Origin of the sequence: Peribacillus loiseleuriae (assembly GCF_001183985.1) — a bacterium.
In the GTDB taxonomy this organism is placed as follows: Bacteria; Bacillota; Bacilli; order Bacillales; family DSM-1321; genus Peribacillus; species Peribacillus loiseleuriae.
Map to the genome: position 1 here is coordinate 1,303,904 of NZ_LFZW01000001.1, position 19,089 is coordinate 1,322,992.

The window sequence follows — 19,089 nt, forward strand, 5'->3', positions numbered from 1 at the left end:
TGTGTTCAATAAACTAGGATAACGTTTTTTCTAGAATGGAGGATTATATTTATGGGACAAGAAAATGCAGTAAAAGCATTACCTACTAGAAGTGAAGTGGCTGTTGAAGATACGTGGAGATTGGAGGATATCTACGCAACTGAAGAAGATTGGGAAAATGCTTTTCAAGCAGTGAAAGAAGACTTATTGAAGGCAGATGCGTATAAGGACACCCTTGGTGAAAGTGCCGAAAAGCTTTTTGCCGTATTACAATATCAAAATCAAGTATGGGAGAAGTTGGGGAAAGCCTATACATATTCACATATGCGCTATGATCAAGATACGACAAATTCTTTTTACCAAGGAATGGATTCACGTATAAAAAGCTTGGTTGCTCAGGCGAGCAGTGCACTTTCTTATATTGTTCCAGAAATTCTAAGTATTGAAGAAAGTAAAATTAGCGAATTTCTTAATGAAAAGGAAGAGCTTACATTATATGCTCATGCTCTCGAACAAATCAATCTTCAACGACCACATATTTTGTCAGCAGAAAAGGAAGCATTACTTGCACAGGCATCCGAGGTTTTTGATGCTTCAAGCAATACATTTGGTATGCTCAACAATGCAGATCTCGTTTTCCCGACCATTAAAGATGAACACGGTGAAGAAGTAGAAATTACTCATGGTCGTTATATTCGTTTTCTTGAGAGTGAGGATCGTCGCGTGCGCGAGGATGCATTTAAAGGTGTATATGAGACGTATGGCAAGTTCCGCAATACTTTTGCAAGCACACTTGCAGGTCAAGTTAAGAGTGATAATTTCAATGCTTCTGCGCACAACTATGAATCTGCCCGTCATGCTGCATTAAGTGATAATAATATTCCTGAAACTGTATATGACAATCTTGTTCAGACAGTAAATGAGAACTTGCATTTGATTCACCGTTATATTGATTTACGTAAAAAAGTACTTGGCTTAGATGAGCTTCATATGTATGATCTCTTCACGCCACTCGTTAAAGAAGTGAAAATGGATGTAAAGTATGATGAAGCAAAAGAATATATTCTAAAAGGCTTAGCTCCTTTAGGAGAAGACTATCTTAACGTATTAAAAGAAGGCTTTGAAAATCGTTGGGTGGACATTCATGAAAACAAAGGGAAACGTAGTGGCGCTTATTCATCTGGAGCATACGGAACGAATCCTTACATTTTGATGAACTGGCAGGATAATGTTAATAACTTGTTTACCCTTGCCCATGAATTTGGTCATTCCGTTCATAGTTATTACACAAGAAAGCATCAGCCATATCCATATGGAAATTATTCGATTTTCGTTGCGGAAGTTGCTTCAACTTGTAATGAAAACCTGTTGAATGATTATCTTCTTGATACAATTGAAGATAAGAAGAAGCGAATCTTTTTATTAAATCATCAATTGGAAGGATTCCGCGGCACGCTTTTCCGCCAAACCATGTTTGCTGAATTTGAGCATACGATCCATAAAAAAGCACAAAATGGAGAAGCGTTAACTGCTGAAGTATTAACACAAGAATATTATGAACTGAATAAGAAATACTTTGGTCCTAATATTATCATCGATGAGGAAATTGGTCTTGAATGGGCACGAATTCCGCATTTTTACTATAATTACTATGTGTATCAGTATGCTACTGGAATCAGTGCGGCAACAGCTTTAAGTAAACAAATTCTTGAAGAAGGAGGGCCAGCCGTCGAACGCTACCTAGAATTCCTGAAATCAGGAAGCTCGGATTATCCAATTGAGGTTTTGAAAAAGGCGGGCGTCGATATGACGAAGGCAGAGCCGATTCGAGAAGCTTTAAAAGTGTTTGAAGAAAAGTTAACCGAATTGGAATCTTTATTAGCTTAAGGGAAGAGAGGATGGCTTTAAGACGTATTGCTCTTAAAGATCATCCTTTTATTTATAACCTTTGAACCGATTTTTCTGACTGAAAGTAAAGATAATAATAAATAGGGAAAGAAAAAGAATAGGTGAGCTGATGTATATAGGGAAAAGTCCTAGAAAAGCTAAAAAATGCAGGGAAAGTGAGATTAGAATCAATAATAAGAATAAGATAATTTTCATGTTACTTACCTCCAGAAGTATTCTCTCTATAAAATATGCATCTGCATTCTAAAAATATGACAATTTTGTGAAGGAAGTCATAAAATGTTGAAAAATGTCGTATATATTGTTATATTATTTTTGTGAAGTTAATCACAAACAAACCTATACCCCTTTGTTTGATCGTGAAGAATTTCTCCCATCCCCTTTGTTCGTATATTATAGATAGGAAAGCCCAGCAAATTCGCGATTTGCTGGGCTTTCCTTATTCTATCTAGATTGATAAAACGCGTTTTGGGCTGTAAAATGCTAATTCAGACTGGTAAATCTCGATTCCTTCTGAAATCCAGATCTTAGTACAGTCATCTGCTTGTCAACAATTATTAGGAACTTTGCTTTTTTATCACGCATTAGCTGCTCGTAAAAGCCGGGTTGGTGAGATATTGGCGACACTAGAACGGGACTAACAATCAGTGGGGGGTGGAGAAACCCCGACTGATTGAAGTTTCACTTTATGTTTGAATGAGTCGTCCTTGTAATTACCAAATTTTTCTTGTGAATTTAATCACATAGTTATTGCTTCGAAGTATGAATCATGTTATATTATTGTTGTGAAGTTAATCACAAACAAACTTATACCCCTTTGTTTGATCGTGAAAAATTTCTCCCATCCCCTTTGTTCGTATAAATAGATAAAAAAACCTAGCAAATTCGCGATTTGCTAGGTTTTTTGCATAATAGTGCCTGTTCAAAAGGGAGGATAAAAAGAGCCCAGAAGTTCTGTGAGTGATGGTCTCAAACCTTTCGCGTATACAATAACGTTGAGATGTGCAGACTTCTTTGTTGCTCGTCATGACGTGCGCGATTTTAACAGAAGGTCATTCATAAGCTTTGAAGCAGTTCACAAGCTTTTTTATCAGACTTTTTGAACAACCTCTAATAGGAGCCTAGTCAAGACAGGCCCCTATTTAAAAAGGTAAGAAAGTATAAGTTTTTCCAATGGGTTCTGATATCTAGCTCCAACGTCTATGCTTTTGGAAGCCAAGAGACACTTTAGATTTTTCTAATTAAATGTCTAATTTTCGATATATCTCCAGAAGGTTCCGTATTTGGCAGGGATTTTTTCTACAAATTGCTTGAGGATAAGTTTTTTCATTTCTTTTTCGACTTCTTGTTTATTCATATTATAAACTACTTCAATTTCTTTCGTTGCGACAAATTTGTAACAACGTATAAATGCCTCAAGGGAAGGCGGAGTTGAGGGAGTAGGAAGTCTTTCAAGCATTTCTTCAAGAATATTTACATACACCTCATATGCATACAAGCCGGATACTTTGATTCCTTCTTCTTCAATATTTTCATTGAAGAAGACAAGGGAAGGTATTTCATTCACTTCCATCTCAGATGTAATCTTAAGATCGCATTGAAATCCTTTTGCTGCACTTGTAGAAGTGATGTCATTAAGGAATTCCTCCACATCTAATCCAATTTCACGTGCGCATTGAGTTAGGACTTCGAGTTTGGAAATGTCCTGCTTGTCAAGAAACAGCAGCTCTTGTAACCTTCTAATGAAACGGGCTGACAGCTTTCTGCTCTGTAATTCAGCGGCCTTAATAGCAATTGAAGCAGCATATGGAGAAGAAATTGGATTTTCAAGCCACAAGTTTCCATCACAGGACATGCCAGAGCGGCTGGCTGTTCTTTCCCAAGTTTGTGCCATATTTTCATAGTTTTTGGTCTTTGTGCTATGAAGGGAAGATAGTTTCCCGCTTACAACATGCTTGATGCTGAATAATTGACCATACTCGATATGGAGCTTTTTAATAATAGGCTCAAGCGCCCAGCATTCAGGACATATTGGGTCGATAAACACATAGATTTCAATCGGCTTTTTTCCAATTCCATAGCAATGCTGCGATTTAATCCAATTAGATATGTTGAAAATTGGTTTCTGAGCGCTCAATTTTCTTCTCCTTTCATGTCTTGATCGGTTGTGTTAATCATATGCTGTGCTGTCAAATGAAGACGATGGTAGTAAAACTCTCTTATATCTCCAACGAGTCCGACCGTATCCATTGCTTGCCTCATGCAGGATAGCCATGCTTCGGCACGACTGGGAGTGATTTCAAATGGAAGATGTCGGGCCCTTAGCATGGGATGGCCGTGTTCCTCTGTATAGAGAGAGGGGCCTCCTAGATATTGAGCCATGAATTGTTTTTGCTTACGGACTGTTTCCGATAATTCCTCAGGAAAAATAGGCTGTAATTCCGGGTGACGGCTCACATTATCATAGAAAACATCAATTAATTTATATAGAAGCGCCTCTCCAATTACTTCGAATGGTGTAGGGTTCGCTTGTGTCATGATGATTACTCCCTTTAAAAAGAATAAGTATATTTTCATTTTAACAACGCCATTGCAATATAACAAATATCTAGCTTAAGGAAATTAGATATTCTGTACTACTACACACAATCATAGAACATTTCGTATTGATAGCATGCTCCCTAGACAAAGTAAAAAGCACCTGAAAGGATTTGTACTCCTTTGGGTGCTTCTTTACACGTATCATTTCAATTCTGATTTCAGGATCGTTCTTAGCTTAAATACGTTTTCATGACTTTTTTCACGTAGTTTTGGGTTTCTTTAAAGGGTGGGATTCCATTATGCTTGTCTACATTTCCTGGTCCGGCATTATAGGCAGCAAGTGCAAGTTTGGTATCTCCATTATAACGGTTCAGCATATTGCTTAGGTATTTACTTCCAGCCATAATATTTTGAATAGGGTCTGAGATATTTGTCACGCCAAGACTTTTTGCTGTTGCGGGCATAAGTTGCATAAGTCCTGATGCTCCTGCATGACTTTTGGCAGCAACGTTAAAATTAGACTCTTGCAAAATGACGGACTTAATCAGCTTTTCAGGGATATTGTATTGCAAGGCTGCTTCACGAATAACATGATCATAATCAGTTTTTTTACCAGCACCAGTGCTAATGGATGGCGGTACACTTGGAAAAATACTGATTGGTAGGTGACTTGATAAGCGATTATTGGAAGTTTCCTCGCTGATTTTGTCATACACAGTTCCTAACGACTGCATATTAGATTGTATACTCGGATTCTTCGTCATGTATTCCGATAAGAGTTGTTGAAACATGTCATTTGTAGATGTTTCTCCTGTACTAGTCGTTGTATTTAAACCTTTAAGGGCTTGGAGTTCTATTAAAGTTCTAAAATCCTCTATTTTCAATATGTACACCTCTGAATATGGTAGTGATTATAGTTGTTTCTTCTTAGCTTGGTAAAATCGTCTAACCTTATTTTCGGTTTTTCGGGTTGGAATTTGAAGGCTATCTAACAAATTATCGAAAATTTCTTTTCCTGCCAATTTATTGGTCACTTCATATTCTACCTCAAAATCCTCTGTATTTAAATAAAGACTATGATCAAGTACAAGCAGGCCACCTTTATAAGCGAACTCTGCTCGATTTGTCCCGAGCGTGCCGAAAAATTGTATATCCGAATGAATTCCCATTTCACCAATTAAAGTGGTGATATAACCTTCAGGAAGGCGATTACCTTGAAGCAGAGAATCGGCTTCTTCTTTTGAGAGCGGCTGATTTGTTTCAAGTAGTCCCTCTTTTGCAGGCTGCTTTAATGTTAACTCATAATCGCCTTTTTTATGACGGATTCTTAGTGCTGATTCGTTTTCTTTTAATGAAAATTGAGTTGTGTCAAAATAGTGATTTTCCTGATAGATAAAATCGCTTTCTTTAACAGAAAAACTCTGTTTTAATCGCTGAAATTCTTCTTTCGTTAGTAGATTTTTGAATTCAATTTCAAGATGCTGGTTCATTAGGTACTTCCTTTCTAGCTAATTTTTTTATCTCGGTTTAACAGGCTGAAATTCCGATTGGTGAGATCCAGTGGAACTTACCGATGTGCTCTTCAGAGGTAAAGTTTGGGCCCGCAGGATATGGGTCACACAGACGAAGATATGAGGAAGCGGCGTACTTAGTCTGTGTTCATTGAGCCTTAGTTTATTCGTATCATAATACGCTTGTGTAGTAACTCTACAACAAGAACTAGATTTATTAAAGGTAAAAAAGTGTAATGAATTTGAAAATTTGCTAAGACAACCCTGAATATTTAGGAATACTTTGTAGGATGTGATAAAATATAATCGTTAAAATGGGAGGTTGAATGATTCATGAGAGAGAAGATACATATAGTAGAAGCGGTTATCGAAACGGGGAATCTTGTTTTGATTCCTGATAAAGAAGTGGAAATTGCAAAGCTAATACCGAAGGAACAAGTAATCGTAGATTCAGATAACGCATCTTTCATTTATTTAGTAGAAGATGTTGAAAGTTATACATATATTTTCTTACCTGAAGCGATATGGGCATCTTTGAAACAGGCTATGGAAGAACGTTTGCCAGTCATATTGAAGTCTGGGGATAAAAAACTAGAACTACCGGGTTTATATGAAGAACTTACTTATTTAATTGATAATATAGAGGGAAATGGGAATTATGGGGAAGGGTTTGTTGCAAAAGTTGAACAGATGTTTATATCTTAATAAACTATTTCCATGTTTAGTTTCAAATGAATATTTGCTCTAAATTTACATAGCCAAGAAATGGTGGCTTATTCTTAGTGTAAGCGAATTTAATAAATTTTGGTGCTAGCGCAAGCGGCCAAAGGCACTTTCGCATTTCAGACATACAAGCTATAAGTGTGAATAGCACTTGCGATATTACTTGCTTGTCTTATGCTTAGCGAACGTCGAAGTTCCTTAAAAGGCGCTTGCGCTTTTCTATGAACAGGTGGTGCGGCAATGGAACATTGGGATGACTTTTTGGCTCCGTACAAGCAAGCAGTAGAAGAACTAAAGGTAAAACTTAAAGGATTACGCAATGAATTCGAGCGTGATCATGTACATTCACCAATCGAATTTGTGACAGGTCGAGTAAAACCGATTGTAAGTATTTTAGATAAAGCAGCACAGAAGAATATCCCACTAAATAAATTAGCGACGGAAATGCAAGATATTGCAGGATTACGAATGATGTGCCAGTTTGTAGATGATATAACAAAAGTAGTTGAGTTACTAAGGGCCCGGAATGATTTTGAAATCGTAGAGGAACGGAATTATATCTCTCATAAAAAAGTGAGTGGCTATCGTTCCTATCACGTCGTTCTTCGGTATCCTGTCCAAACCATACATGGAGAGAGAAAGATTCTCATTGAAATACAGATCCGGACACTCGCCATGAATTTTTGGGCAACGATTGAGCATTCTCTAAACTATAAATATCGTGGAGATTTTCCCAAAGATATTCGAATACGCCTACAACGGGCAGCCGAAGCAGCTTTCTTGCTGGATGAAGAAATGTCACAAATACGCCTCGAAATACAGGAAGCCCAGCGCGTTTTTTCACGAAAGAAAGATAAACCAAAAGAATGAGCAGCAGAAAACATGAAGGTGGGATTGTATGAAATTTGCCATAACCTCAAAGGGAGATTCGAAGTCGAATACTTTAATGCATCGCATGAGGACGTATCTCCAAGATTTTAAATTAGAGTATGACGAAGACCAGCCAGATATAGTCATTTCTGTTGGGGGAGACGGTACCTTACTATATGCCTTTCATCGTTATAAAAACCGCCTTGATAAAACCGCCTTCGTTGGCGTTCATACTGGTCACCTTGGTTTTTATGCAGATTGGACTCCAGAGGAAATCGAGAAGTTAGTGATTGCTTTGGCAAAAACTCCATTTCAGGTCGTTGAATACCCACTTCTTGAAGTGATTGTCAGGTATCAGCATGGCGGGAGGGAGTCGCGTTTTTTAGCACTGAATGAATCAACTGTTAAAAGTGTGGAAGGTACACTCGTAATGGATGTGGAAATGCGTGGTGAGCATTTTGAAACATTCAGGGGAGATGGGCTTTGTGTATCAACCCCTTCAGGGAGTACGGCATACAATAAAGCACTAGGTGGAGCGCTTATTCATCCGTCAATCCCGTCGATTCAACTTGCAGAAATGGCTTCCATTAATAATCGTGTATTTCGGACGGTAGGATCGCCGCTAGTCTTGCCTGCTCATCATACATGCATGTTGAAGCCAGTTAACAATGTTGATTTTCAAATTACCATTGATCATCTTTCATTGCTTCATGAAGATGTAAAATCGATACAATTTAGAGTAGCAGATGAGAAAATTCGGTTTGCGCGATTTAGACCGTTTCCTTTTTGGAAGCGAGTGCATGATTCGTTTATTGCAAATTAAGGAGTTACGGTGTTTATGCTAAACAAAACTGGATCCCCATTTCGATTAAATTGGGATGTAGCGAAGAAAGATGCGGGAAAGCTTTTAAGAACTTTTCTTGAAGAACAAGGTATTTCAAAACGCGCATTAACAGCAATTAAGTTTGATGGGGGAAAGTTGACAGTCAATAAAGAAGAAGTGACTGTTCGTCACGTACTTAAGACGGGAGATACTGTAACGGCAGAATTCCCGCTTGAAACTGGAAGTAAAGGGTTACTTCCAGAAAAATTGCCCCTTCATATTAGTTATGAAGATGATTATTTAATGGTATTGGTTAAACCTGCTAATATGAATACCATTCCTTCGAGAGAGCATCCAACAAGGAGTCTCGCCAATGCTTTACTATGGTATTATCAGGAACATAGCATTGCTGCGACTATTCATGTTGTCACGAGATTGGATCGCGATACTTCGGGGTTAGTATTAGTAGCGAAACACCGCCATATCCATCATCTCCTAAGTGAACAGCAGAAGGCAGGAAAGGTTCTCAGAAGGTATGAAGCAGTTGTTGAAGGGGATTTTCAGGAAGAGCAAGGAGAAATAGAAGCTCCGATTGGGAGGAAAGAGACGAGTATTATCGAACGTGAGGTAAGAGAAGACGGTCAGTATGCCTGTACAAAATTTAAGGTATTGCAGTCTGGAAAGAATTTTACTCATCTATCATTACAACTGTTAACAGGGAGAACGCATCAAATCCGTGTTCACCTTGCCTATATCGGTCATCCTCTTTGTGGAGATGGTTTGTATGGCGGACAGCTTGATAGAATAACGAGACAAGCTTTACATTGCTGCCAAATAACATTTATTCATCCGATTACAGGAGCTACTCTGACTTTTAACGAGAAACCGCCTGCGGATTTTCTACAACTTCTTACACTCATTTACTAAGGGGAAACAGAGAATGTCTATGGGTCAGACCATACACTCTATATACAGTTTAAAGTGTTACATACACAACTAGACTGTATATAGGGTTTGTGTGGTCTGATCCTTTGGTTTTTAGACAGGTTCTTTTAAAAAATCTTCATGATTCATCAAAACTTGTCTTGAATTTATCTGCAAAAAAAGGCAGAGTAGATGGTACAGAAATCATTTCTAACTCGGGGTAACGAAGTGCGGTTAGTTTTCCACCGAATACACACCCTGTATCGATATTATAGGTGCTGTTTACTTTCCTTGGTTCTAATACAGGGGTGTGACCATAAACGATTGTAGCATGTCCATGGTAGAATTGAGCCCAATCGCGTCTGACAGGGGAGCCATCAGGATGCTTTGCACCGGAAACATCTCCATATAGAACAAATGACTTCACTTTATCATTGATTTTTCCAATATAATCGGACCGAATACCTGCGTGAGCAATTACAAGTTTTTCATTGTTAATGACTTGGTAGAGTGGAGATTGTTCGTATAAATCCATGAATTTCTTGCGGATTATTTTTTGCTGGCGCATAGGCAGCTCTTTGTATTCAGCTACTGTTGTTTCAAGCCCATGGGTAATCTGTACTTTGTTTCCAGAAAAATAGCGATACAGCTTATTGCAATGATTGCCTGGAGCATATAAGGCCAATTTATGAACGATGGTTAGTTCATATACGGATTCAATGACTTTTAACGATTGTGGCCCTCTATCCGTAAGGTCCCCTACAAAACCTATGATTCTGCCGTCAGGATGAACCGGATACCCTGTTCCCCAAGAGTAGCCTAATTCTTCGGTTAATTGGGTAAATTCTTTATAACAGCCATGAATATCACCAATAATGTCAATTTTCATTGTTTCACCTGCAAACTTGTTGGAATAGTAATAAATGATATATACTTATATGTTATCACTAAGGTGTACGATTCATGAAAAGAATATGTATGACACTTTTATCCCGTATTAACGGGCAGTAAAAGTACCACTGATTGACGTTTCACTTTATTAAGAAAGTATTTATGGAAGGAGGGAGTAGAATGGGAACAGCGGATTCTCAAAAAAAGCAAAATAGTCAAATTAATGAAGAATTACTTATTCAAGCTTTAATTGATGACCAAATTGACATATTCAGAAATGAGTTCATCGAGTCTCACCCATATGATCAAGCGAACTTTTTTACGAGTCTAAACGAAGAACTACGCCCGAAGGTCTATCATTATTTATCACCAGAAGAAATGGCTACATTGTTTGAAATCATGGAAATTGACGAAACGGAATACGAAGGTCTCTTAGCTGAAATGGCCCCTGTTTATGCGGCTGAAATGCTTTCACTTATGTATGCCGATGATGCAGCTGATGTTCTAAATGAAATAGATTCAGAACAAGCAGGTAGTTATTTAACCATCATGAATGATGAATCTGCGCGTGAGCTTAAAGAGCTGTTAAGTTATGAAGAATATACAGCTGGTAGTATTATGACGACTGAATTCGTGGCGATTGAAGCCAACCAAACTGTTCGATCAGCCATGTATATATTGAAAAAAGAAGCGCCAAAAGCTGAAACGATTTACTATATATTTGTTGTTGACGTGAATAAAAAACTAGTTGGTGTTCTTTCGTTACGGACATTGATTGTCAGTGATGATGATACGATGATTTCTGAGATTTTGGATGATCGGGTAGTTTCTGTTTCTGTCACAGAGGATCAGGAGGAAGTGGCACGGCAGATGCGTGATTATAATTTTCTAGCCATGCCAGTTGTTGATTTTCAGAATCATTTACTAGGTATTATTACAGTCGATGATATTATTGATGTCATGGATGAAGAGGCATCAGATGATTATTCTAAACTTGCTGGTGTATCTGATCTTGATACTGTCGATAAGAGCCCAATATCTGCGGCAAGGAAGCGTCTGCCATGGCTTGTTATTCTGCTATTTCTTGGGATGATGACAGCAAGCTTAATCGGTCAATTTGAGGAGACACTAAGTCAAAAGGCAATTCTTGCCGTGTTTATTCCGTTAATTGGTGGGATGGCTGGAAACACTGGTACCCAAGCACTTGCCGTGGCTGTTCGCGGGATTGCAACAGGTGATTTAGAGCATGAGAGTAAATGGAAGCTTGTTTTGAGAGAAGCAGGGACAGGGCTTATTACGGGATTCGTTTGTGGAGTCGTTGTTACTATAGTTGTTTTTATTTGGCAACATGATCTAATCCTTGGAAGCTTAGTTGGAATTTCCATTTTTACAACATTAATTTTTGCTACTCTTGCAGGATCACTTGTCCCACTCATTATGCATAAAATGAAAATTGACCCTGCGGTAGCTTCAGGGCCATTTATTACAACAATCAATGACATTATTAGTATTTTTGTTTATTTTGGTATGGCTACTATGTTCATGAACTATTTAATTTAAGGAAAAGGGGACGGGACTTCGCAACTTTATTAATATAGCCAAGTCTATTTAGCAGGTATACTAATTGTAGTATAGAAAGTACCCCAAAATCTGGCTCCGCACCGCCACCATCGAGATTAGGTGAGTGTAGCGTGCAATATAATTTAACCTTCATGGTCAATGGTGGCGTTTTAACGACATACAGGTTTAGTATGAAAAAAATGGCGGGAAATGTTCCGTCATTTTTTTGATTTCTTTTCGTTTAGACCTTTTACTATTCGAAAAAATAAGGATTCAGGTGAATCAGAACTTCTTGAACATTGTCAAATTTTTTCATTAACGCATATTTAATTTCTCTAGAGAGGTCATGGCCTTCTTTGATGGTTTTTGTATGATCAACTGAAATTCTTAAATCAACAATTATATAATGTCCAAGTTCTCTTGCTCGAATTTTATCGATTCTTTTTACTTCTTGGAATTCTGAAATGATTGAAATATAAGCATTAATGGTTTCCGTATCTATGCTTCGTTCAAGAAGGATATCGAAGGCCTCAGTAAGCATTTCCTTGGCTATTTTGAAAATTAAATAAGCTACGAACAAACTTGCTACCTTATCGCCATACATTAAATAAACGATCTGAAGATGATCCCCTATAATAGATAGCAATACACCCACTGCAGCGGCAATTGATGCCACTATGTCTGCTTTGTGGTCTAAAGCGATTGCTTCGATTGCCTTGCTTTTTTGTTGTTTTGCAATCCTAAGTGAATACCTATATAAATATTCTTTTAATCCGTATGAAAGAAGTGCAATCCATAAAGCGAGAATATTGGGAGCTTCAATTGGGTGAAAAAACCCACTAATCGATTCGAAGACTATGTAAATTGAAACAAGTGTTAATAAAATCCCGATGATTCCAGATACAATAATTTCCGCTTTTCCATGGCCGTATGGATGTTCTTTATCGGCTGGTTTATTAGAAATTTTAAGGACTAGTAGTACGATTACAGACGCAAAAACATCTGCTGCTGAATGAATCCCATCTGCAAATACAGCATCACTATTTGCTTTCCATCCAATCACCATTTTTCCTAAAGTTAAAGCAATATTACTCCATAAACTTATCCAAGCAACTTTTTTTGCTATGGCTTCTCTTTTTCCCAATATTCATCCACCTCAATTCTAAAAATCCTCTTGAAATAGTATCAAACGTAAAGCGGGTGGGTCTATAGCAATCTTCTTTTATTCATTCATGTTAATGGTAGCTAACTAAGAATGTTGGTTTAGGGAAAATACATCACTGATATAGTATTGCGTAAAATATTAGCAGGAATACTAAAAAATATGTCGATATTTGTAATGTTTTATGTATGCAACATCTATTGGTTGCTTGGGTGGAATTTGAGTTATTGATTATTATTTGCTATACTAATTTATTATCTGGTACTAATAACTTGTATCAATTCAGGGGGACTTTACTATGACTTTTTCTTTAAAAGGAAAAACATTTATTATTATGGGTGTAGCGAATAAGCGAAGTATCGCTTGGGGAGTGGCTAGATCTCTCCATGGAGCTGGCGCAAAGTTGATTTTTACATATGGTCGGGACCGAACGGAAAGAAGCGTGAGAGAGCTTGCAGGTACATTAGAAGGTGAACCATCACTCGTTCTTCAATGTGACGTTACAAACGATGAACAGATAACAGCATGTTTTGCAAAAATTAAAGAAGATGTTGGTCTCATACATGGAATTGCCCATTGTATTGCGTTCGCGAACAAAGATGAATTGGATGGAGAGTTTGTGGATACGACGCGAGAAGGGTTCTTACTAGCGCATAATATTAGTTCCTTTTCCTTAACAGCAGTTGCAAAAGCAGCTAAAGATTTAATGGCTGAAGGTGGAAGTATTGTCACAATGTCTTATCTAGGTGGAGAAAGGGTCATGCCGAATTATAACATCATGGGTGTTGCGAAAGCGTCCCTTGAAGCAAACGTCCGCTATCTCGCTTATGATCTTGGTAAATATGGAATTCGTGTAAATAGTATTTCAGCAGGTCCGATTCGTACGCTTTCTGCAAAAGGGGTTAGCGATTTTAACTCAATTTTGAGAAAAATTGAAGAAGAAGCACCATTGAAGAGAACGACAACGCCCGAAGAAGTTGGCGACACAGCGACTTTCTTATTTAGCGACATGTCTCGAGGAATTACAGGAGAAAACATTCATGTAGATTCTGGCTATCATATAATGGGATAAATAGTATCTCACATTAACGGGTAGCGCTGAATCCAAGTTAAAAAACACTCACAAATGGGTGTTTTTTATTTTTGTTTATGTTCGTGATTATTCCAACAACATTTCATTACGGCTGATGAAATATGTATGGATGAAGTTTCATTTTATCCGAAAACATGATTATGAAAAGTCAAATGTCATAAATAGAAGAATTCGTATATATGATACAGAGAAGGAAAAATTTCTTGCTTATTCTCGGAAAGAATTTGCGACCCAATATCCTGTTCTCACGTATACGAGGAGGTTCTTTATGAATGAGAAATTAAAGAGTAAAGAGGCAACTTTGTCAGTGAAACAGATTCGAATAAAAACGCCGATTAGCCGATATAGAGAAGCAATGGTTCAGCTTGAAATGTTAGCTAGACTTCCTAGTTTTGGTCCGAGACCACTTTGTCGTTTTTCACATAATGGGTCGACCTACATTGGCAGGTTTGAGAGCAAGACAAAGGATTTTGTTTATATGAGGCATGGATACGGCAAGAAGGTGGTTAAATATTCTATTGCGGAGCTTGAGACATTGTCAGTTATCTCAATTTAAAGGAGGCGTTTTACATGTCGGATGAAAAAGATTCCAAACCACTTTTTTATATTGTGCAACCGAAAATCACAGAACCCGAAAGACCTGAAATGCAAGAAGTATACCGAACGAAAACGAAAAAAAAGAAGGGAAATGATCATAATAAAGGATCAGAAGAAGTCCTTACCGCAGAAAATGAAGAAGAACATACAAAAAAAGAAGCTGAAGAAGCTAAAGAAGCTAAATTAGATCAAATTAAACGAGAATTTGGTGTGTATGATGCCCTAGGTGAAATCAAAACAGAACTTGACTCTATTCAAAAAATTAAAAATAATCTTCATGAACCAGAAGGAAATGTTCGAGTAATTTCCGGGGCAAATCAGGAGAATCAAGTTCAAGAACAGCAAAAAGATTCACCAGAAGTAAAAAAAATGAGAAGTGTTCTCACAGACTTAATTAAAAAGGACCCTAAACCATTTTGTGAAGCCTCAATTGGCGGTCAAACTGTTCGTTTTCAAGTGATAAGTAAAAGAAATGACATCATTAAAATTAAAGTAGGCAGTCATATCCAAAGCATCCCTCTTCACGATCTTTCTGATTTAACAATTCTCTAATTTCTGGAGGCATAAAATGATATTACAGGAGATATCATTTGTAACCATTCTTATTCTTGGCCTTGCATCTTTTAGATTGACGAGGCTGATTGTATACGACAAAATTACTGAATTTCTCAGAAGCCCTTTTTTTAATGAGGTAGAAGAAACGAATGAGGATGGTACGAAAGACATTTATCTTTTACCAAAAGAAAAAGGGTTGAAAAAATGGATTGGCGAATTATTAAGCTGTTTTTGGTGTACTGGGATTTGGGTCAGCGTTGGAATAACCATTTTATTTCTTGCAGGCGCTAAAACAGGGAGCTTTATCATTCTTATTTTAGCTGTAGCTGCAATTGGTTCCATTATTGAGGTAATAATTAGCAAATGGATAGGCAACTAATATATACAACTGACAAACCTAATCATATACTGTCTTATATTCCTTTTACAGGAAGAAGGTGTATTATGAATAAAAAGATAATTAATGTACCATATGCACAGCCAATTAAAAAAAGTTCGCAAAATAAGCTGAAAAAAGGTTGTGGCTGTAATCAAAAGAAAAATTGAATGGAGTCTGCATAATGCCTGATCCGAGTTTTAGGGATCGGGTTATTTTTTGTAGTATATGCTATTTCAATGAGCTTTGGTGTCTTGCTGTTTACCTGTTTTCCTTATCCTACCATTCATAATATGATTGATGATTAAAGACAATAATAGATACAACCTAACTGTAGGAAGTGAAATTATGATGAGACGTTTATGCTTACAGCTCCTTTTTACTTTTACTCTTTTTCTAAGTGGCTGTGCATCAAATGGTGATGGTAAAACAGAGAGGTTTGCTCTGTTAAAGGAAACGAATCCAAAGCCAATGGATATAATTGATGCAACAGATAGTAAGATTGGTGACGAAGAAGCTGTGAAAAAGGAAGTTATAAAGAATGACCATATTTATGATGTTGTCATTGTAAAGAATGGGAAAGAGATGCTAGTTGCTTATAAAATAAAACATATGCACAGATTTCAAATGAAGCAGGTCGAGAAAAAACTAACAAAAGACCTTAATAAAAAATTTGAAGGAATACATTTCATCGTTTCAAGTGATTATAAAATTTTTCTTGAGGCGGTCAGATTAAATAAACTTCTACGTGAGAATGAAATTCCTAGGGAAGAAGCCAAAAAAGAATTTAAACAAATTGTCGAATTGAAGGAAGAAAAAACATAGGAAAGAGGGGTCATGGATGCAGAAACAACAGAAAACGATTGAACAAAAGAATTACGAAAAACTACAAGGAAAACATGAGTTAAAGCGACCAATTGCAAAAAATTGTTTAAAAGCATTTTTAGTTGGCGGCCTCTTTTGTACAGTAGGACAGGCGATTTCGTACTTCTATATTTATTTTTTTAATTTTACTGAACAAACGGTTGGGAATCCTACAAGTGCAACGATGGTCTTTATCGCTTTACTCCTAACTGGTTTTGGTATTTATGATCGAATCGGGCAATTTGCAGGTGCCGGTAGTGCTGTTCCGGTTACTGGATTTGGAAATGCAATTATTTCAGCTGCGATCGAACACAGAACAGAAGGCTTTGTACTTGGAGTAGGAAGCAATATGTTCAAGCTTGCAGGATCTGTCATTGTATTCGGTGTTTTTTCCGCTTTCGTTGTCGCACTTATAAAAACACTCTTTGGCATGCTAGGAGGGTAAAGATGCTAATAGGAAAGCAATCATGGACATTTGCCAACCAACCTGTCATAACATCCACAGGTGTAACAGGCGGTCCTTTTGAAGCAAACGGTCATTTGGCTACAGATTTTGATCTTCTTCATGAAGATTTATGGATGGGACAAGATTCCTATGAAAAGGCACACCGGCTTTTGATTGAACAAGCTGTGCAAATTGCACTTGAAAAAGGAATGGTAAAAAAAGAAGATGTGCAATTTTTTCTGGCTGGTGACCTAGTTAACCAAATTACACCGACGAGTTTCGCGGCGAGAACGAATGAGATTCCTTATTTTGGGTTGTTTGGAGCATGTTCGACATCGATGGAGGGGCTGGCTCTTGCTGCATATATTGTGAATTATTCAGGAGCATACCATGTGCTGACAGGAGCTTCTAGCCATAATGCAGCTATTGAAAAGCAATTTCGATATCCGACTGAATATGGAGGGCAGAAACCACCAACCGCACAGTGGACCATTACAGGAGCAGGAATTGCGCTTGTATCACAGGCTAAAAGTGGGGATAGCCCTGCCCCGCATATTCTATCTGCTACAATTGGCAAGGTGATCGATATGGGGATAAATGATCCATTCAATATGGGCGGTGCAATGGCCCCTGCTGCAGTGGATACAATATTGGCTCATTTCCGCGATTTTAAGCTTACAAGCGATTATTATGATGCAATCATAACTGGTGATCTTGGATATGTCGGCCGGGAAGCAGCTTATGATTTATTAAGTCAAAAAGGGTTTGATATGGCTAAAGACAAGTTTAAGGATTGCGGTTTGATGATATACAAAAGTAATCAACCAGTTCTATCAGGAGGTAGTGGAGCTGGTTGCTCGGCAACCGTTCTTTATGGCCACATATTAAATCAAATGAAGGTAGGGAAATTGAAACGGATATTGTTTGTCGCAACGGGAGCCTTACTATCGCCGCTTTCTGTACAACAAAATGAAAGTATTCCATGTATAGCACATGCAGTGGCAATTGAGTATGGAGCAGGTACACTTTAATTTTTTTAGAAACTTTAATGAAAGGAAGGGAAGGTTCATGTTGCCAATGTTTTTTTGGGCATTCGTCATAGGTGGACTGATTTGTGTAATCGGGCAACTATTATTCGATGTTGCAAAGTTAACGCCTGGCCATACTTTGAGCGTACTCGTTGTAACAGGTGCAATATTAAGCGGTTTTGGTCTTTATGATTACTTAATTGATTTTGCGGGCGCAGGAGCAAGTATACCAATAACTTCTTTTGGGAATTCTCTCGTCCACGGAGCCATGCAAGAGGCCGAACAACACGGAGTTATTGGTGTATTAACAGGGATGTTTGAAATTACCAGCTCAGGTATATCAGCTGCAATTATCTTTGGATTTATCGGAGCTCTTGTTTTCAAACCAAAGGGGTGAACATAATTCCTTCTTTTCGAATTAGATAGCAAAGAATTAGGAGAAGACCTATACAATCTTGTCATCTTCTACATATGTTAGAAGTGAGCTATTCGAAAAGTGAGGTGAAGCTATATGTTCGGTTGGGGTTATGGCGGTGGCTGCGGTGGTTGTGGCGGCTACGGCTACGGCGGCAATACTGGCGGTTCTGGGTTTGTATTAATCGTCGTTTTATTCATTTTGTTAATTATTGTCGGAGCTTCTTTCTGCTAATGAATTTACTAAAGATGGAATGGGCAGTACAGGCCCGTTCCGTTTTTAACGTATAAACAGATTTTTTGTCAAGTAGCAAATACCATCTTAATTTGTTATGACTGATTTTATCATAGAGTTTTTTTCGATTAGAGAATAAACCACATATCACAACCCTTTGAAAACTTTTACATAGTATATTCTAAGCTTATTCAATGCTCCAGATTTGTTACTTGTTCTTTGTATTCAATCCTTTTAGGCACAAAACTCTTGAGTCTGCATAGAATAGTTGCAGAGAAGGAGGGCTTTTTAATGGAAAACCAATTTTTTAAAAACATTGAAAGCAAAACGGGTGTAAGTATGAAAGATGTATTTGAATTAGCAAACTCCCTGCAAGGTGCCAATTTTAAGGATGAAGCAACAGTGCGTAATGTGATTAAACGTGTTTCCCAAATTGCTAATAAGCCAGTAAATCTTGAAACGGAAAATAAAATTGTCGAATCAATTGTTAAAGATGGTAAAAATCTTGATTTTAGTACATTAGCGAATATGTTAAATGGTAAAAAATAATATGTAAATGAAAAGGACAGCGGTGTAATTAATGACCGCTG

22 protein-coding genes are annotated in these 19,089 nt (G+C 37.5%); 16 read left to right on the forward strand and 6 right to left on the reverse strand.

What is annotated here, in order from left to right; genetic code table 11:
* Positions 1–51: 51 nt before the first annotated feature.
* Positions 52–1,866, forward strand: coding sequence for an oligoendopeptidase F (gene pepF, locus AC625_RS05860; RefSeq protein ID WP_049680431.1), 1,815 nt, complete (start codon positions 52–54; stop codon positions 1,864–1,866).
* A 1,270-nt stretch (positions 1,867–3,136) separates the two neighbouring features.
* Here pepF and AC625_RS05865 read toward each other — a convergent pair.
* The 4 genes from AC625_RS05865 to AC625_RS05880 all read right to left on the reverse strand — a co-directional run bounded on the left by AC625_RS05865 (position 3,137) and on the right by AC625_RS05880 (position 5,918).
* On the reverse strand, positions 3,137–4,024 hold the full coding sequence (locus tag AC625_RS05865; protein ID WP_082190954.1) for a ClpXP adapter SpxH family protein: 888 nt from the start codon (positions 4,022–4,024) through the stop codon (positions 3,137–3,139).
* Positions 4,021–4,425 carry a globin domain-containing protein gene (locus tag AC625_RS05870; protein ID WP_049680432.1) on the reverse strand — a complete coding sequence of 135 codons (405 nt, stop codon included), beginning with the start codon at positions 4,423–4,425 and terminating at the stop codon, positions 4,021–4,023. Before AC625_RS05870 ends, AC625_RS05865 begins: the two co-directional genes overlap by 4 nt.
* Positions 4,426–4,658: 233 nt before the next feature.
* Positions 4,659–5,321 carry a lytic transglycosylase domain-containing protein gene (locus tag AC625_RS05875; RefSeq protein ID WP_342670984.1) on the reverse strand — a complete coding sequence of 221 codons (663 nt, stop codon included), beginning with the start codon at positions 5,319–5,321 and terminating at the stop codon, positions 4,659–4,661.
* Between the two features lie 18 nt (positions 5,322–5,339).
* Positions 5,340–5,918 carry a CYTH domain-containing protein gene (locus AC625_RS05880; RefSeq protein WP_049680434.1) on the reverse strand — a complete coding sequence of 193 codons (579 nt, stop codon included), beginning with the start codon at positions 5,916–5,918 and terminating at the stop codon, positions 5,340–5,342.
* 354 nt (positions 5,919–6,272) lie between these two features.
* Between AC625_RS05880 and AC625_RS05885 the strand changes: the two genes are divergently transcribed.
* The 4 genes from AC625_RS05885 to AC625_RS05900 all read left to right on the forward strand — a co-directional run bounded on the left by AC625_RS05885 (position 6,273) and on the right by AC625_RS05900 (position 9,282).
* A complete protein-coding gene (locus AC625_RS05885; protein WP_049680435.1) occupies positions 6,273–6,644 on the forward strand; it encodes a UPF0738 family protein in 372 nt (123 codons plus the stop codon).
* Between the two features lie 258 nt (positions 6,645–6,902).
* Entirely contained in the window at positions 6,903–7,532 is a 630-nt protein-coding gene (yjbM, locus tag AC625_RS05890; RefSeq protein ID WP_049680436.1) for a GTP diphosphokinase, read from the forward strand.
* Between the two features lie 28 nt (positions 7,533–7,560).
* On the forward strand, positions 7,561–8,355 hold the full coding sequence (locus AC625_RS05895; RefSeq protein WP_049680437.1) for an NAD kinase: 795 nt from the start codon (positions 7,561–7,563) through the stop codon (positions 8,353–8,355).
* Positions 8,356–8,370: 15 nt separating this feature from the next.
* Positions 8,371–9,282 carry an RluA family pseudouridine synthase gene (locus AC625_RS05900; RefSeq protein ID WP_049680438.1) on the forward strand — a complete coding sequence of 304 codons (912 nt, stop codon included), beginning with the start codon at positions 8,371–8,373 and terminating at the stop codon, positions 9,280–9,282.
* Positions 9,283–9,418: 136 nt separating this feature from the next.
* Here the strand turns inward: AC625_RS05900 and prpE are convergent, their stop codons facing one another.
* Entirely contained in the window at positions 9,419–10,168 is a 750-nt protein-coding gene (gene prpE / locus AC625_RS05905; protein ID WP_049680439.1) for a bis(5'-nucleosyl)-tetraphosphatase PrpE, read from the reverse strand.
* Positions 10,169–10,350: 182 nt separating this feature from the next.
* Between prpE and mgtE the strand changes: the two genes are divergently transcribed.
* Complete coding sequence (gene mgtE / locus AC625_RS05910; protein WP_049680440.1) at positions 10,351–11,730, forward strand: magnesium transporter; 1,380 nt, start codon at positions 10,351–10,353, stop codon at positions 11,728–11,730.
* Positions 11,731–11,983: 253 nt separating this feature from the next.
* Here mgtE and AC625_RS05915 read toward each other — a convergent pair whose 3' ends face one another.
* A complete protein-coding gene (locus AC625_RS05915; protein ID WP_049680441.1) occupies positions 11,984–12,877 on the reverse strand; it encodes a cation diffusion facilitator family transporter in 894 nt (297 codons plus the stop codon).
* A 313-nt stretch (positions 12,878–13,190) separates the two neighbouring features.
* Here AC625_RS05915 and fabI point away from each other — a divergent pair, with 313 nt between their 5' ends.
* From fabI to spoVIF, 10 genes are all read left to right on the forward strand, one after another.
* Positions 13,191–13,964: an enoyl-ACP reductase FabI gene (gene fabI, locus AC625_RS05920; RefSeq protein ID WP_049680442.1), complete on the forward strand. Its 774-nt coding sequence runs from the start codon at positions 13,191–13,193 to the stop codon at positions 13,962–13,964.
* Between the two features lie 289 nt (positions 13,965–14,253).
* Entirely contained in the window at positions 14,254–14,541 is a 288-nt protein-coding gene (locus AC625_RS05925) for a hypothetical protein (RefSeq protein ID WP_049680443.1), read from the forward strand.
* A gap of 14 nt (positions 14,542–14,555) precedes the next feature.
* Positions 14,556–15,134 carry a hypothetical protein gene (locus AC625_RS05930; protein ID WP_049680444.1) on the forward strand — a complete coding sequence of 193 codons (579 nt, stop codon included), beginning with the start codon at positions 14,556–14,558 and terminating at the stop codon, positions 15,132–15,134.
* A gap of 16 nt (positions 15,135–15,150) precedes the next feature.
* Positions 15,151–15,516: a DUF1360 domain-containing protein gene (locus AC625_RS05935; RefSeq protein WP_049680445.1), complete on the forward strand. Its 366-nt coding sequence runs from the start codon at positions 15,151–15,153 to the stop codon at positions 15,514–15,516.
* Positions 15,517–15,861: 345 nt separating this feature from the next.
* A complete protein-coding gene (locus AC625_RS05940; protein ID WP_245644939.1) occupies positions 15,862–16,338 on the forward strand; it encodes a sporulation protein in 477 nt (158 codons plus the stop codon).
* Positions 16,339–16,354: 16 nt separating this feature from the next.
* Entirely contained in the window at positions 16,355–16,822 is a 468-nt protein-coding gene (gene spoVAC, locus AC625_RS05945) for a stage V sporulation protein AC (protein ID WP_049680446.1), read from the forward strand.
* A gap of 2 nt (positions 16,823–16,824) precedes the next feature.
* A complete protein-coding gene (spoVAD, locus tag AC625_RS05950) occupies positions 16,825–17,853 on the forward strand; it encodes a stage V sporulation protein AD (protein WP_049680447.1) in 1,029 nt (342 codons plus the stop codon).
* 37 nt (positions 17,854–17,890) lie between these two features.
* Positions 17,891–18,247 (forward strand): stage V sporulation protein AE, encoded by a 357-nt coding sequence (spoVAE, locus tag AC625_RS05955; protein WP_049680448.1) that lies wholly within the window; start codon positions 17,891–17,893, stop codon positions 18,245–18,247.
* Positions 18,248–18,361: 114 nt separating this feature from the next.
* Positions 18,362–18,499 carry a YjcZ family sporulation protein gene (locus AC625_RS25485; RefSeq protein ID WP_082190956.1) on the forward strand — a complete coding sequence of 46 codons (138 nt, stop codon included), beginning with the start codon at positions 18,362–18,364 and terminating at the stop codon, positions 18,497–18,499.
* Positions 18,500–18,790: 291 nt separating this feature from the next.
* Entirely contained in the window at positions 18,791–19,048 is a 258-nt protein-coding gene (gene spoVIF, locus AC625_RS05960; protein WP_049680449.1) for a sporulation-specific transcription regulator SpoVIF, read from the forward strand.
* Positions 19,049–19,089: the final 41 nt, after the last annotated feature.